The organism is Galbibacter sp. (genome assembly GCF_048266365.1).
Classification (GTDB): Bacteria; Bacteroidota; Bacteroidia; order Flavobacteriales; family Flavobacteriaceae; genus Galbibacter.
Genome location: NZ_JBLWZP010000005.1, coordinates 210,226 through 224,323, shown reverse-complemented (window position 1 = coordinate 224,323; position 14,098 = coordinate 210,226). Strand labels below are relative to the sequence as shown.

The following is a 14,098-nucleotide window of genomic DNA, read 5'->3' as shown; positions in this document are numbered from 1 at the left end:
TTTAACTTTAAGTAAAATACAACATTATAATGAAAATAATAGTTCCTATGGCGGGTCGTGGTTCACGACTTCGCCCCCATACCTTAACTGTGCCTAAACCTTTAATACCCATTGCGGGGAAACCAATCGTACAACGATTGGTAGAGGATATTGCTAAAGTATTGGATCAACATATTGATGAAGTAGCTTTTATTATAAATGAAGATTTTGGCCAAGAAGTTGAAACTAATCTATTGGCTATTGCTAAGCGTCTTGACGCCAAAGGTAGTATCTATTATCAGGATAAGCCTCTTGGGACAGGACACGCCATTATGTGTGCCAAAGATGCGCTTTCCGGACCTTGTGTTATTGCTTATGCAGATACCTTGTTTAAAGCGGACTTCAATCTTGACCAAAGTGCCGATAGTGTGATATGGGTGAAACAGGTGGACAACCCGGAAGCTTTTGGGGTGGTAGGACTTGATGATACCGGAAATATCTCCGGATTGGTTGAAAAACCGGAAAGCTTTGTTTCTGATCTTGCTGTTATTGGAATTTATTATTTCAAAAAAGGCGAAGACCTTAGAGCCGAACTTCAAAATGTGCTTGATGCCAATATCCAAAATGGAGGGGAGTATCAAATCAATGATGGTATAAAAGCGTTAATGGCCAAAGGAAAGAAATTTGTTCCCGGTAAGGTTGATCAGTGGATGGATTGTGGAAATAAAGCAGTGACTGTAGAGACCAACGGAAGGATCTTAGAGTTATTGCAACAAGAAGACGAAAAGTTAATTTCAGATAGCGTTGAGTTTAACAATGCCACTATAATTCCACCTTGTTATATTGGAGAAGGAGTAGTGCTCAAGAACGCTACCATTGGGCCTAATGTTTCTATAGGTGATAATACGGTAATTGAAGACTCTACCATAACCCATAGTTTAATACAGACCAATGCAAAAATTAAAAATGCCAAACTTTCTAACGCAATGATTGGGAATTTTGCGATTTTTGATGGTAATTTTACAAAGATCAGTATAGGAGACTACAGCGTTTTGAATTAAAGGGGTGTCGAACCCATACCCATGGCGCAGTTACCTATCCTAACCCTAAAAATTAATATGGCACCAAATCGGTATAAAATACTAATATTGTGTTTGTTTTCGGCCGTTTCTATAGGGTTTTCACAGGAAGATGGACAGAGCGCTGAAGTATCTGAAGAACAGAATTCCGACGCATTTCAGGAGCATTTTTTTGAAGCCCTTAAGCAAAAGGGCATTGAAAATTACGACAGGGCGATACAGGAATTGCTTGAATGCAAAAAACTGCGAGCAGACAACGAAGTAGTGGATTATGAGTTGGGCTTGAATTATATGCAGCAAACCAATTATCTTCAAGCTCAGCAACATTTTGAAAGAGCTGTCACGGTAGACCCTGAGAATAAATGGTATCAAGATGCGCTGTTAATCTGTTTGCTAACGCAACACAATTATTACGCGGCCGTACCGGTAGCCGAGGTCCTACTCACCATGGATACGGACTATTACAAAACACTCGCAGATATTTATATCGAATTAGGTGAAGGCGCTCAGGCAAAAAAAATAATTGATAAGATGCGGTCGGAAGGAATTGATATGGACGCTGCCGCTCAACTCGAAAACAGGTTGCGCATACACGAGCATACGGAGGCTATGTTAGAGACAACACCAACCGAAAATAGTACACATGCAGAAGCAATGGCTTCTCCTATAGATCAGTATAGGGAACAAATTGAAAAGCAATTTATAAAAACTGATTACGCTGAAGCTTTACGTTTTAGCAGCGAGGCAATTGATAATTTTCCAACCCAACCATTATTCTATTTGTATAAGGCACGGTCTTTGAATAAATTGCAGAACCATAAGATGGCAATTCAGATTTTAGAGGATGGACTATCCTACATTCTGGAGGAAGACGAAATGCTAAACAATTTTTATAAGGAATTTGTCGTTGCATATATGGCTTTGGGGGATCAACAGAAAGTAGATCACTATCAAGGAATGATAAAAAATTAACAGCGCGAACATGAAGAAATTTTTGAAAGTATTAGGTTACACTGGAGTCGTGGTGCTCATTCTGGTAAATTCAGCTTGTAAATCTAAAAATGTACTGGTAGGTGGCGAAGTTAAAAGTGATTTACGATCTCAGCGCATTATCGATAATCACTACGATAACGATTTGGAATTTAAAACCATGTCCGGAAGAGTAAAGATTAATTATTCAGATGGCGAAAGCTCCCAGGGTGTAACTGTTAGCTTGCGAATGAAAAAGGATGAAGTCATTTGGTTGAGTGCACCGCTTTCCGTGATTAAAATTATGATCACACCTGACCGGGTTCAATTTTATAATAAATTGGACAACACTTATTTTGATGGTGATTATTCTTACCTTGAAGAATTACTTGGAACAAAACTCAATTTTCAGATGGTTCAAAATTTACTGCTAGGCCAGGCTATCATAGACCTTAGAGATCAGAAGTACTACGCTGCCACTGTAAGTGATCAATATCAGCTTAAGCCTATCAGACAATCGGATATTTATAAGACATTGTTTTTATTAGAGCCTTCTAATTTTAAAATGACACTTCAACAAATTTCTCAGCCTTCGGCACTGAGGATGTTGAGTATTATGTATAAAAATTATCAAAAGGTATCTGGAAAGATATTGCCGAATCAGATTGAGATTAAGACCACGGATAAGAAACATATGAATCAAATCGACATTGAATACAATAATGTGGTCTTTGACAAAGCGCTCAATTTTCCATTCAGTATTCCAAGCGGATTTAAACCCGTTGAACTTGAAGCCATATGAGTAAACAGGTTTATTTAATCATAGGAGTCGTTTTACTGAGCTTATTTAGTGCTCCATGTACATTTGGTCAATCTGAGGAACAATTAGAATTAGAAGCTCGAAAAGAACGACTACAAGACGAGATTTCCAGATTTAACAGATTGCTTTCCCAGAAGAAGAAAGAAAAAACCACCGTATTGGAAGATGTGGAGGACTTGGATCGCAAAATACGTATGCGTAAAGAACTGATTAAAGTTACCAACGACCAAACCAATCTGTTGAGCCGTCAAATAAACAATAATATCAATAAGATCTCTAAACTTAGAGATGACTTAAAGGAACTCAAGGCAGATTATGCGGAAATGATCAAAAAATCCTACCGAAGCAAATCCCAACAAAGCCGTATTATGTTTCTACTATCTTCTGAGGACTTCTTGCAGGCCTATAAACGGATTCAATACATGAAGCAATATACCAAATTCAGAAAGGATCAGGCTAGCCAAATTCAGAGTAAGACGACAGAGTTGCAGGAGCTCAATCAAGGTTTGGTGGTACAAAGAGAAGAGAAAGAGTCCCTAATTGTAGAAAACAGAAAAGAGCAAGAATCGCTGCAACGTGAATTGAACACCCAGAAAGGATTGATCTCTAGTATCAAGGCCAAGGAAAGTGAATATGCTACTCAGATTAGAGATCGTCAAAGAGAATCTGACGCCATTGATCGACAGATCGATAAATTGATTCGTGAGGCTATTGCAAAGGCCAATGCTAGTAATAAAGAAACTACCGTTGAAAAGAGAGAAGCAGCTTCTAAGTCTTCAAATTTTGCCTTAACTGCTGAAGCCAAATTAATAGATGCAGACTTTAAATCTAATAAAGGGAAACTACCCTGGCCGGTAGAAAAAGGGATCATTAAGATGCGGTATGGGAAACAACCACACCCTATTGTGAGGTCAGTGACCATTCAAAGTAACGGTGTGCGTATTGCAACTGAGTCCGGTTCTAAGGCGCGTGCGATTTACAAGGGGAAAGTTATCGCTGTACAAGCCATTAAAGGAGGAAATAAAGCCGTGCTTGTTCAGCATGGTAACTACATTTCGGTGTATAATAATCTTAGTAAAGTTTATGTGAGTGAAGGAGATAATGTCACCACGAAACAAGAACTAGGAGAGGTATTTACCAGCCCTAGTTCCAATGAGACTGTATTGAAGTTCATGATATACAACAACACCAAAACAGACAATCCTGCCAATTGGATCTACAGAATGTAATCAAGCGTTAGATTAATTTGCGTTTATGAAAAGTGCTTTGAGTTCTGTAGCGTCTTTTGCTTTCATTTTACCAGCTAGTACAAGACTGAGTTGTTTTCTTCTTAGTGCTGCTTCAAAGCGTTCTTTTTCCAGATCTGTTTCAGGAATAATTGCCGGAACAGTTACTGGCTTGCCAGTGTCATCAACAGCGACAAAGGTGTATATAGCTTCATTTGCTTTGGACTTATGTCCGTTTTCTCTATCCTCAATCCAAACATCGATATAAATTTCCATAGAGCTTTTAAAGGCCCTGGAGACACATGCTTCAACGGTGACTACACTACCTAAAGGAATGGCTCGGTTAAAGGCCACGTGGTTCACGGAGGCTGTTACTGTAACTCTTCTGGAGTGTCTTCGAGCGGATATGCTAGCTGCACGATCCATTCGGGCCAAGAGTTCTCCACCAAAAAGGTTGTTTAGTGGATTTGTTTCACTAGGTAAAACTAAATCCGTCATAATGGTTCGAGATTCTTTAGGTGTCTTCGCTTGCATGTTTGATTTATATTTCGTGCAAAGATATCTGCATTTCTTTGAATTATATAAAATTTAACCAATAAAATTGGATGATTCTTTGATTATTTATCATAGAATACACTATCCAAAAAGGCTATAATCTTTTTGATAGGCGTAATCGCATCCTTCTCAAATGTATTGCCCAAAAACGCATTGCTTCCGGAATCTAAGTATGCATGATTTCTTCCCTGATACTCCCAGTATTCCACGTATTGGCCATTTTGCTTTAAAGAATCAACATAAGTCTTTATTGAGGTAGGTGTTGTTGTTTTATCCTCAGTCCCCACATGAACAAATTGTGGTGGAAGTTTTCTGTCACTCGCTTTTGGTACGGTATAAATAGGAGAGGACAGTTTATAGTATTCTGGGTTTGAGCTTGGGCTTATTTCACCGCCAAATAACGAACGTGCTTTTGCGCCACCCATTTGCCAAAAAAAGTTAGCTTCTTTCTCGAAACCAGCTACGGCAGAGGCATAAATATCAACTGCCGGATAACTTAAAATAGCGGCCTGTATGTCCAAAGCTTTGCTAGTGATCAATTGCTCAATGTTTTTGTTTTCTGGCATAAATGTAGGGGTGAAACCAATGGGTTTCCCACTAAGGCCTTGTGCTGAGAGTGTTTGTCCGGCATTGACCACCATGGCAGCAAGTTGTCCTCCGGCACTATCTCCGGTAACAGCTATTTTATCTGGATTACCTTTATACTCAGAAATATGTTCCTTTACCCATAACACTGCGCCCATAGCGTCTTCAATAATCTCATTCATGTTCGTGGTGTTGTCATTGGCCGTTAAAAGGCGATAATCAACATTACAAACTACATAGTTAGAATTCGAAGCAATGTATTGAGCCATCTGATCCATAATGGATTTATCGTTGATAAGCCAACCGCCACCGTGATAAATAATCAGGACAGGATAGCTTTGATGTGCATTGGTTGGAGAATAGATATCCATGCTGAGGTCGTAACCTTTTGGCGATGCCCATAAAACGTCAGAATGTAGGGTGTAGTTATCAGGAATATTGTTTTGTCCGTTGGAAATTAGAGGTAGACAGAATAAGAGAAGATAAAAAATGTTTTTCATGAATAGTTAAATTGGTTGTACACAAATATACAGAATATTTTAAGATATAGACTTGGAGAGAAGTGCCATAAATTTAAAAATATGGGAATCATAGAAATGGCCTATATCCTAGAAGAGGAAAGGGTTAATACACTTAAATGCTTTTGGTGATTTTTTCTAGAACTAGTTTTGCTCTAACTCATCCACTAACAACCAAGCTTCAGAAGCTACAGTACGTTTAATAGTTCTCAAATATTCCAATGCTTCCGGAACGGTAGAGAAGCTAGCGTAAGTAACTTGGTGAAGACCATATTTGTTTTTACCAATACGGGATGCTTTATAACCTTGATCTTGAAGTTGTGCGACTTTTTTATCCGCATTTTCCTCAACTCTAAAAGCACCTGCGATAATGTGGTACTTCAGTGGTTCTTTTTTCACCGTCAATGTAACTGACGGCATTTCGAGTGGACTTGAGTCAAAAAAGGTGGCCTGTTGGATGTTTTTTTCAACCTGCTGTTGTGCCTGGGTTTGCAGCATTTGCATGTTCTCTAGACCTTGTTGATTCATATAGCGGTAACCCACTGTCCCTACGGATAGGGCTAATAGTGCTACGGCCGCATATTTTAAATACGAAGGACTTTTTCTTCTTTCGGGAGTGAATGCGATTGGAACTTTTTCTTCTAATTCCACAATCTCTTTCTTCATTTCTTCTCGGCTAATTGCTGGAGAAACAAAGGATGAAAGACCAAATGAATCTGTTAGGTAATTGATGTGGTATGAAGGTTGGAATAATAATTTTCCTTCCTCATTGAGCCACAAGTTTCCAATTCCGTTGAGTTCGATTTTTTCTTCATTTTGAAGTGCAGCTTTCCAATTGTTTACTGCCGTATTCAATTTTTTAGAAGCTTCTTCGTAGGAGATTTTTAAAACATCAGCCAAATAGTTCGTTAAAAGGCCATCATTAGATTGTAATTGCTCATTAAATGAAACAGATTTTGAAGGTGGATAGAATGCATTGGTTGTTCCGTGGACCTTGGCATTTTGGTATTGGGTTAAGAAAGCTCCAAAACCAGGTACTATAACACACTGGTATCTGTATAATAAATCGCTGATGTAATTTTCAATTCGCATAACACAAAGATGTAAAAAAATTGGATGTTTTGGATAGATACTACCCTAAATTTATTAACAACTCTTATTTTTTTTCTTGCAATTTCCCTAGTTACTTCAAGTTCATAAGGTTAGGGCACTATTTAATATCGCTATAAATAATGCGCTATGAGCCAGGTTTTTAGCAAGTTTTTAATTTAAATAAATGGACAACTTATTGGTTGATAAGTATTTTGAAATACCTAGTAGCCAATATGAGATCGAACTCGAGTCAAAACCTGGTCGGCAACCAATTTTGCTTTTTCAGCACCAATGGCTAACGCATCGTCGATTTCTTCCAAGTTGTTCATGTAGTAATTAAATTTTTCTCTTGGAGTTTTAAACTTATCAATGATGAGTTCGTACAACTCCTGCTTGGCATGTCCATAACCAAAACCTCCGGCCAAGTATTTTTCACGTAATTGTTGGCATTGCTCCGTGGTAGCCAATAGCTTATATATGCCGAATACATTACAATTATCCGGATCCTTTGGTTCTTCTAATGGGGTGCTATCGGTTTCTATGCTCATGACTTGTTTGCGTAAAGCTTTGTCTGCTAAGAAAATGTTGATGGTATTATTTCTAGACTTACTCATCTTGTGTCCATCAGTACCTGGAATATATTGTGTCTCTTCCTGTACATTTCCCTCAGGAATCACAAAGATTTCCCCTAGTTGCGTATTGATTCTAGAGGCTACATCTCGGGTAATTTCAATATGTTGCATTTGATCCTTACCCACTGGAACGATTTCTGCGTCATAAAGCAAAATGTCGGCTGCCATAAGCATGGGGTAGGTAAATAAACCAGCATTCACATCTTCCAAACGATCAGCTTTGTCCTTAAATGAATGCGCCAAGGTGAGCCGTTGGAACGGAAAATAACAACTTAAATACCAGGTGAGCTCAGTAGTCTGTGGAACATCACTTTGTCTGTAGAAGACCACTTTTTCAATATCTAACCCACAGGCCAACCAAGCTGCTGCCACACCATAGGTGTTTGCCTTTAGAGTTGCTGCGTCTTTAATCTGAGTCAAGGAATGCATGTCTGCTATAAATAGAAAAGAATCGTTCTGCGCTTGTTGTGCTAGTTCTATTGCAGGTATGATTGCACCAAGTAGATTTCCTAAATGGGGCGTACCAGTACTTTGTATTCCAGTAAGTATTCTTGCCATTATGTAAATGCTTTTATAAAAATCGTAAATGCGATAATAACAGTTTTGGGTCTACAACTCGCTTTGTAATTCAAACGATTGTACGAACTATAGCTCCCTGTTTAATCACCCTACAAAGGTAGGATGTTTTGTAAAAAGTAAATAACAAATGTTTACTTTTGGAGCATGATTAAATTTCTGTTCGCTACTTTACAGTTATTGTATAGGATATGGTTTTATATATTGGTGGGTATACCGATCATTATATTATTCCCAATACTTCTTTTATTTACCTCTAGCGAGCGTTTCTATCCGCAGTTTTTCTGGGTTGCAAGAAACATATGGGCTAACATTATACTGTACGGTATGTTTTATAGACCTAAAGTGCAACACCAAGAATCCTTGGAGAAGGGTAAGAGCTATATGCTTGTTGGGAATCACACCTCTATGATGGACATCATGATGATGTTGAAGGTGTCCAAAAATCCATTCGTTTTTGTAGGCAAGCAAGAATTGGCTAAAATTCCTCTTTTTGGATTTTTCTATAAGAGGGTCTGCATTCTTGTGGACAGAAGTTCTGCTCAGAGTAGAACTTTGGTATACAAAAGAGCACAGCGAAGACTAGGCCAGGGCTTGAGTATTTGTATTTTTCCGGAAGGTGGAGTTCCGGATGATAATGCTATTCTACTGGATACTTTTAAAGACGGTGCATTCAAACTGGCATTGGCGCATCAAATACCCATAGTTCCCATAGCCTTTTTGGACAATAAAAAGCGCTTTTCATATAACTTCAGTGGATGCCCCGGGAAAATGAGGGCTGTGGTATTGCCTTTTATCCAAACCCAAGGCCTGGATGTGAAACAAACAGAGTCTTTAAGGCAAAGCACCAGGGAACAGATTCTGTTGGTTTTAAAAAAGTACCAAAGTTAATTGATTGGATTTCTAGAAGCTAAAGCTTAAACCCGTATAAACACCTAGCATATATGGCGAAAATCCACCATCATCAGAGGAGAAGGTTCCCATTTGATATTTGAACATTGGTTCTATGTTGAAAAGTAACTTATCTGAGAATTGGTAATCCAATCCGAGCCCAATATTGGTACTGAAACTCGTGTCGTTTAAATTACTGGCTTCTCCAACTTCTGATTTCAAATGGTTATCACTGCTGATTGTTACTTTGTTGTCTGTCAAGAATAAGGAGCTAAATCCTCCAATAATATTGACACCAATTTTTTTATCAACCAATCGGTATTTTAATTCTACTGGCACTTCTAAATAGCCTAATTTTTGATTGATACTACCTTGATAGGTTTTCTCAGATCGTGCTTGTAGTTCACTATCCGGGTTATATAGTGGTGTTTTGCCATCAGACAATGCGATATTGGGCTGTTGTTGTACTCCAGATGGGGAATTGGAATTGAATCGTACATTGAGTTGATGTTGCTGAGTACTGCTTATTGCAGGTCCAAATTCTATACCATCTGTAGCGTATCCCATATTCACGGTGTTTAAACCTGAGCGAACACTGAGTCGTTTGCTTATTTGATAGGCAATATTAACCCCAAAACTAATGGTAACATCACCTTGTTTTGAGTTTTCTGCAAATTGCTGACTTAATGGCGACCCTTTGCTTAAAGTGTTATAATACACCGGCGCCACATTAGGTTGTACTGACCAACGTAGATTTTTTTGGCTATCGTCATTAGAGGCTAATGCTTTTTGGTTTTCTTTTTCCATAGCATCAATCGCCTCTAACAAGGACGGTTTACCCGAGTTATCTTGAAGCGTGTCGTTTGCCTGTATATTGTTTTCTGCTAGCGCTTGTTGTTTATCGATAGCATCATCTAATGGTATTCCGTTTTTAGTTGTTGCCGGATCGTTAGCTGTAGGAATACTAATGTCCTTCTTTACTTTAGCTACATCCGTTTGCTCAACTTTAGCGATGGCATCGTTTTTGGGCGCTTCAATTTCAACGAAATCCTTATTCTTAGTAACTTGATCGTTGGCGCCTCTGGTGTTGTGGCTTTTTCCTTTTTCCTTTGCTGCTACTTGTATATTATCGCTGGCTTGTGTTGGATGCGGATCACTTTCAGGGTTTGAATTTGTATTGTTTTTAGTACTTAATGGAGTTGTAGTGTCTGGATTCTCGTTTTTATCGGTGGAAACCACAGATTCTTGTGGCACAGTGTCAACATTGATGCTATCGGTAGCTTTGGTTCCTGTAATACCTTGGATGCTATTGGAGGGTTCTGGGCTAAACATAAAATTACCAGTCCATAGGATACCTGCCAGTAATGCAGCAGCCCCTGCGATCTTCCACCATAGCGGAATCACTCTTCTATTATTGCCTTTTTTGCTTAAGGACTGGTCGATGTTCTCCCAGATGTGTTCCGGGGGAGTCTCCTCAAAGTTTTTAAACTTTTCCTGAAAAAAGCGTTCTATATTTTTTCTTTCCTCCATTTTACTACCTACATAGTGGGTATCTAGATTGTATGCACCCTGTTGTTTTCCTTTCCTTCAATTTTGTTTCTTAGAGCCATTTTGGCTCTAGCGAGATTCGATTTAGAGGTCCCTTCACTAATATCCAACATGGCCGCAATTTCCTTATGCGAATAACCATCAAGAACATAGAGGTTAAAGGTCAGTCTGTATCTGTCTGGTAAACTTTGTATAATACCCAGCAAATATTCCAGACTGTACTCTTGTTGATCCTCCGTAGATACATTGATGTCCTCTTCCAGATTGTATGGAAGGTCGTCAAAAGCACCTTGTTTTCTGTATTTTTGTAATACCGTATTTACGGTAATTCTTTTGATCCAACCTTCGAAGGATCCCTTAAAACTATAGCCGTTTATTTTTTCAAAAATGGTCATAAAGCTATCGTGCAGATTATCTTCCGCCTCGGTAGCATTACGAGAATATTTAAGGCAAATGCTATAAAGTTTGCGGCTAAATAGCTTATATAATTTTTCTTGTGCCTTTCTATCCTGTGCCTTACATTGTGCTATGAGTTCTTCTAAACTCACTAATAATACTGGCTTGTTTTAATAGTTTCGGCTTTTTTGATTGTTGTCGTTCTTGTAGAATCTACTACTACTGGAACTTCGATGGTAAGATACTGCTTTTCTCCCGCTTCATTATCGCCTTGATAAAATTTAAACGTATAGGTGTCGTGGTAGCGCACCTCAAAATCAAATGAGGCAGTTCCGACGTTGTTTTCAGTTAGAGTCGGACAATCTTCTTGTTCTAAAACAGCTCCAATAGCATAAATTTCTCGCTCGGTTTTTTCTGTTTTTTGAAAATCAAAACCTTCATAATAGTGACAGGCTGTAGGTTTTAAGTATTTGAATTCAATGGTGTAAACTTCCCCGTATTCAAATGTCTCAGGTAGCGTTGCGACTGAAATTTCCAGGGTTTCATAATGGAAATTGGTGTTGTCGTCGTCTACATCGCATGAACTTACAGTTGCGAGTACTACCAACAATAGGATTGATTTAAAAATCTTCATCATCTGCTTTATTAAGTTATATTCCTAAGATGCTTTTTGATGATGAGGGTTGCGTAGGGATAAAAAAAAATCCCAGAAGATTCCGGGATTTTTAAAAATCAGTTAGGTTATTGATTAGTTACTGATTGTCTTTATAGCATCTTTAATCTTAACTTCCAGTTCTTCTAAAAGTTCCGGGTTGTCTTGAAGTATAACTTTTACAGCATCGCGACCTTGTCCTAGCTTGGTGTCACCATAGCTAAACCAAGAACCACTTTTTTTGATGATTTCATATTCAACTCCCAAATCGAGGATTTCACCCACGCGAGAGATTCCTTCTCCGTACATTATATCGAACTCCGTAGTTTTAAATGGTGGGGCTACTTTGTTTTTAACAACTTTTACTCTGGTTTTGTTTCCTGAGGCCTCACCATCATTTCCTTTAATTTGAGTGGATCTTCTAATGTCCAAACGAACAGAGGCGTAAAACTTCAACGCATTACCTCCTGTTGTTGTTTCAGGATTTCCAAACATCACTCCAATTTTTTCACGCAGCTGGTTGATAAATATAACGGTTGATTTGGTTTTGCTAATACTGGCTGTCAATTTTCGTAATGCCTGTGACATTAATCGTGCGTGGAGTCCCATTTTAGAATCACCCATTTCCCCTTCAATTTCACTTTTAGGAGTTAAGGCCGCAACGGAGTCAATAACTACGATGTCGATTGCTCCGGAGCGAATTAAGTTATCTGCGATTTCTAATGCCTGTTCTCCGTGATCAGGTTGTGAAATAATAAGGTTGTCAATATCTACACCTAGTTTTTCAGCATAAAACCGATCGAAGGCGTGTTCTGCATCAATAAATGCAGCAATTCCGCCTGCCTTTTGTGCCTCAGCCATGGCATGCAGGGTAAGTGTGGTTTTACCGGAAGATTCAGGACCATATATTTCAATAACCCTTCCTCGGGGATAACCTCCTACGCCTAATGCAATGTCCAAACCGATAGAACCGGTTGGGATTACCTCAACATCTTCAACGACACTGTCACCCATTTTCATAACCGCACCCTTTCCGTAAGTCTTGTCTAACTTGTCAAGGGTAAGTTTGAGTGCTTTTAATTTTGCATCTTTTTCCGAACTCATTTTCTCTTAAAGCTTAAAATTTGATAGCTGCTAAAATACTATTTCTTTTTACAGCATACAACGCAACTGCGCAACCTTTATTAACAATTTGTATCTTTTCTTTAAAGGAAGGTTGTTTTGACAATTCTTTAAGGCAGAGCCAAGTGCCTTTGTCAAAAAACGCTTATTACATTTTGCAACACCTCGCAATGGCAAGCTCAAAGGTTGTTGAATCCTTCTCGCTAATCCTGCAATGATGACATTTTTGTGATGGATTCAACAACGAAAAGAGTTTCGGTAAATACTGAGGCTCTTTTTGCGTTTAAATCGAACGGAATCTTCAATCACAGATTATTTTAAAATTTGTACTTTTGCAAAAAATATTTCTTTAACCTAAAAATATTAGTATAGCATGCAACTGTACAATAACCTTAGCGCGGAGGAAAGAGCAACTCTTATAGAGCAAGCTGGAAAGGAGCGCCTTACAATCTCTTTCTACTCATACGCAAAAATCGGAAACCCAGAAATTTTCAGAAACCATCTCTTTATAGCTTGGAATGAATTGGATGTTCTTGGCCGTATTTATGTAGCTCATGAAGGGATTAATGCTCAACTATCAGTCCCTGCTGATCATTTTCAGGAATTTAAGGATCATTTGGATTCTATTAGTTTTTTGGAAGATGTTCGATTGAATATCGCAATTGAGCAAGACAATTTCTCCTTCCTAAAACTTAAAGTAAAGGTTCGTGAAAAGATTTTAGCAGATGGATTAAATGACAACACTTTTGATGTTACCAATAAAGGTGTTCACGTGGATGCAGAGCGTTTTAATTCACTGATAGAAGATCCAAATACAGTACTTGTTGACATGCGAAATCACTACGAAAGTGAAATCGGGTATTTTAAGAATGCCGTAACTCCGGACGTTGACACCTTTAGAGATTCCCTGTCTATTATAGAGGAGGATTTGAAAATGCATAAAGAAGATAAAAACCTTGTGATGTATTGTACTGGGGGGATTCGATGTGAAAAGGCTAGTGCATATTACAAGCACAAAGGTTTTAAGAATGTATATCAACTCGAAGGAGGGATAATCAACTATGTACGACAGGTTCAAGAGAAAGATCTTGAAAATAAATTTATTGGAAAGAACTTTGTTTTTGATCAGCGTAGAGCAGAGCGTATTTCTGAGGATGTAATCGCTAATTGTCACCAGTGTGGTAAACCGTGTGATACTCATGTGAATTGTGCGAATGAAGCTTGCCACTTACTTTTTATTCAATGCCCAGAATGTGCGGAGAAATTAAGTAATTGTTGTTCTAAAGAATGTGCGGAAATTGCAGCATTACCATATGAGGAGCAAAAAGCACTTCGAAGAGGGCAAATTAAAAGTAATATGATTTTTAAAAAAGGGCGATCGGAAGTGTTAAAATACAAATAGAACCATTGACTATATTGTCGTGAATACAGGGGTTCAACGGAGTATTTTACTTGGAG

General features: G+C 38.4%; 14 protein-coding genes. 6 read left to right on the top strand and 8 right to left on the bottom strand.

Features of this window, described 5'->3' with window-relative positions:
• Positions 1-29: 29 nt before the first annotated feature.
• From ACN0TV_RS10030 to ACN0TV_RS10015, 4 genes are read left to right on the top strand one after another with little or no spacing between them, the layout of a single operon-like run.
• Positions 30-1,040, top strand: a complete 1,011-nt coding sequence (locus ACN0TV_RS10030; protein WP_417362623.1) for a sugar phosphate nucleotidyltransferase — start codon at positions 30-32, stop codon at positions 1,038-1,040.
• Positions 1,041-1,061: 21 nt separating this feature from the next.
• Positions 1,062-2,030, top strand: a complete 969-nt coding sequence (locus tag ACN0TV_RS10025) for a tetratricopeptide repeat protein (protein ID WP_417362621.1) — start codon at positions 1,062-1,064, stop codon at positions 2,028-2,030.
• A gap of 10 nt (positions 2,031-2,040) precedes the next feature.
• Positions 2,041-2,829 (top strand): DUF4292 domain-containing protein, encoded by a 789-nt coding sequence (locus ACN0TV_RS10020; RefSeq protein ID WP_417362619.1) that lies wholly within the window; start codon positions 2,041-2,043, stop codon positions 2,827-2,829.
• Complete coding sequence (locus ACN0TV_RS10015) at positions 2,826-4,076, top strand: murein hydrolase activator EnvC family protein (protein ID WP_417362618.1); 1,251 nt, start codon at positions 2,826-2,828, stop codon at positions 4,074-4,076. Before ACN0TV_RS10020 ends, ACN0TV_RS10015 begins: the two co-directional genes overlap by 4 nt.
• Before the next feature lie 12 nt (positions 4,077-4,088).
• Here ACN0TV_RS10015 and ACN0TV_RS10010 read toward each other — a convergent pair whose 3' ends face one another.
• The 4 genes from ACN0TV_RS10010 to trpS all read right to left on the bottom strand — a co-directional run bounded on the left by ACN0TV_RS10010 (position 4,089) and on the right by trpS (position 8,013).
• Complete coding sequence (locus ACN0TV_RS10010) at positions 4,089-4,607, bottom strand: acyl-CoA thioesterase (protein WP_417362617.1); 519 nt, start codon at positions 4,605-4,607, stop codon at positions 4,089-4,091.
• An 83-nt stretch (positions 4,608-4,690) separates the two neighbouring features.
• Positions 4,691-5,713 carry an alpha/beta hydrolase gene (locus ACN0TV_RS10005; RefSeq protein WP_417362615.1) on the bottom strand — a complete coding sequence of 341 codons (1,023 nt, stop codon included), beginning with the start codon at positions 5,711-5,713 and terminating at the stop codon, positions 4,691-4,693.
• 162 nt (positions 5,714-5,875) lie between these two features.
• A complete protein-coding gene (locus tag ACN0TV_RS10000) occupies positions 5,876-6,823 on the bottom strand; it encodes an SPOR domain-containing protein (RefSeq protein ID WP_417362613.1) in 948 nt (315 codons plus the stop codon).
• A gap of 221 nt (positions 6,824-7,044) precedes the next feature.
• The gene (trpS, locus tag ACN0TV_RS09995; protein ID WP_417362611.1) at positions 7,045-8,013 is read right to left on the bottom strand and encodes a tryptophan--tRNA ligase; all 969 of its coding nucleotides are present in this window, start codon (positions 8,011-8,013) and stop codon (positions 7,045-7,047) included.
• Between the two features lie 165 nt (positions 8,014-8,178).
• Between trpS and ACN0TV_RS09990 the strand changes: the two genes are divergently transcribed.
• Positions 8,179-8,922 carry a lysophospholipid acyltransferase family protein gene (locus ACN0TV_RS09990; protein WP_417362609.1) on the top strand — a complete coding sequence of 248 codons (744 nt, stop codon included), beginning with the start codon at positions 8,179-8,181 and terminating at the stop codon, positions 8,920-8,922.
• Between the two features lie 12 nt (positions 8,923-8,934).
• Here the strand turns inward: ACN0TV_RS09990 and ACN0TV_RS09985 are convergent, their stop codons facing one another.
• The 4 genes from ACN0TV_RS09985 to recA all read right to left on the bottom strand — a co-directional run bounded on the left by ACN0TV_RS09985 (position 8,935) and on the right by recA (position 12,622).
• Positions 8,935-10,452 carry an outer membrane beta-barrel protein gene (locus tag ACN0TV_RS09985; RefSeq protein ID WP_417362607.1) on the bottom strand — a complete coding sequence of 506 codons (1,518 nt, stop codon included), beginning with the start codon at positions 10,450-10,452 and terminating at the stop codon, positions 8,935-8,937.
• Positions 10,453-10,475: 23 nt separating this feature from the next.
• Positions 10,476-11,018, bottom strand: coding sequence for an RNA polymerase sigma factor (locus ACN0TV_RS09980; protein ID WP_417362605.1), 543 nt, complete (start codon positions 11,016-11,018; stop codon positions 10,476-10,478).
• A complete protein-coding gene (locus ACN0TV_RS09975) occupies positions 11,018-11,503 on the bottom strand; it encodes a hypothetical protein (protein ID WP_417362603.1) in 486 nt (161 codons plus the stop codon). Before ACN0TV_RS09975 ends, ACN0TV_RS09980 begins: the two co-directional genes overlap by 1 nt.
• A 111-nt stretch (positions 11,504-11,614) precedes the next feature.
• Positions 11,615-12,622 carry a recombinase RecA gene (gene recA, locus ACN0TV_RS09970; protein WP_417362601.1) on the bottom strand — a complete coding sequence of 336 codons (1,008 nt, stop codon included), beginning with the start codon at positions 12,620-12,622 and terminating at the stop codon, positions 11,615-11,617.
• Positions 12,623-13,013: 391 nt separating this feature from the next.
• Between recA and ACN0TV_RS09965 the strand changes: the two genes are divergently transcribed.
• Entirely contained in the window at positions 13,014-14,042 is a 1,029-nt protein-coding gene (locus ACN0TV_RS09965) for a rhodanese-related sulfurtransferase (protein WP_417362599.1), read from the top strand.
• Positions 14,043-14,098 lie beyond the last annotated feature (56 nt).

Excerpts from the sequence above, each read along its gene's own strand:
- ACN0TV_RS10030 (WP_417362623.1), top strand. The coding sequence starts at position 30 with ATGAAAATAATAGTTCCTATGGCGGGTCGTGGTTCACGACTTCGCCCC.
- ACN0TV_RS10025 (WP_417362621.1), top strand. The coding sequence starts at position 1,062 with ATGGCGCAGTTACCTATCCTAACCCTAAAAATTAATATGGCACCAAAT.
- ACN0TV_RS10020 (WP_417362619.1), top strand. The coding sequence starts at position 2,041 with ATGAAGAAATTTTTGAAAGTATTAGGTTACACTGGAGTCGTGGTGCTC.
- ACN0TV_RS10015 (WP_417362618.1), top strand. The coding sequence starts at position 2,826 with ATGAGTAAACAGGTTTATTTAATCATAGGAGTCGTTTTACTGAGCTTA.
- ACN0TV_RS10010 (WP_417362617.1), bottom strand. The coding sequence starts at position 4,607 with ATGCAAGCGAAGACACCTAAAGAATCTCGAACCATTATGACGGATTTA.
- ACN0TV_RS10005 (WP_417362615.1), bottom strand. The coding sequence starts at position 5,713 with ATGAAAAACATTTTTTATCTTCTCTTATTCTGTCTACCTCTAATTTCC.
- ACN0TV_RS10000 (WP_417362613.1), bottom strand. The coding sequence starts at position 6,823 with ATGCGAATTGAAAATTACATCAGCGATTTATTATACAGATACCAGTGT.
- trpS (WP_417362611.1), bottom strand. The coding sequence starts at position 8,013 with ATGGCAAGAATACTTACTGGAATACAAAGTACTGGTACGCCCCATTTA.
- ACN0TV_RS09990 (WP_417362609.1), top strand. The coding sequence starts at position 8,179 with ATGATTAAATTTCTGTTCGCTACTTTACAGTTATTGTATAGGATATGG.
- ACN0TV_RS09985 (WP_417362607.1), bottom strand. The coding sequence starts at position 10,452 with ATGGAGGAAAGAAAAAATATAGAACGCTTTTTTCAGGAAAAGTTTAAA.
- ACN0TV_RS09975 (WP_417362603.1), bottom strand. The coding sequence starts at position 11,503 with ATGATGAAGATTTTTAAATCAATCCTATTGTTGGTAGTACTCGCAACT.
- recA (WP_417362601.1), bottom strand. The coding sequence starts at position 12,622 with ATGAGTTCGGAAAAAGATGCAAAATTAAAAGCACTCAAACTTACCCTT.
- ACN0TV_RS09965 (WP_417362599.1), top strand. The coding sequence starts at position 13,014 with ATGCAACTGTACAATAACCTTAGCGCGGAGGAAAGAGCAACTCTTATA.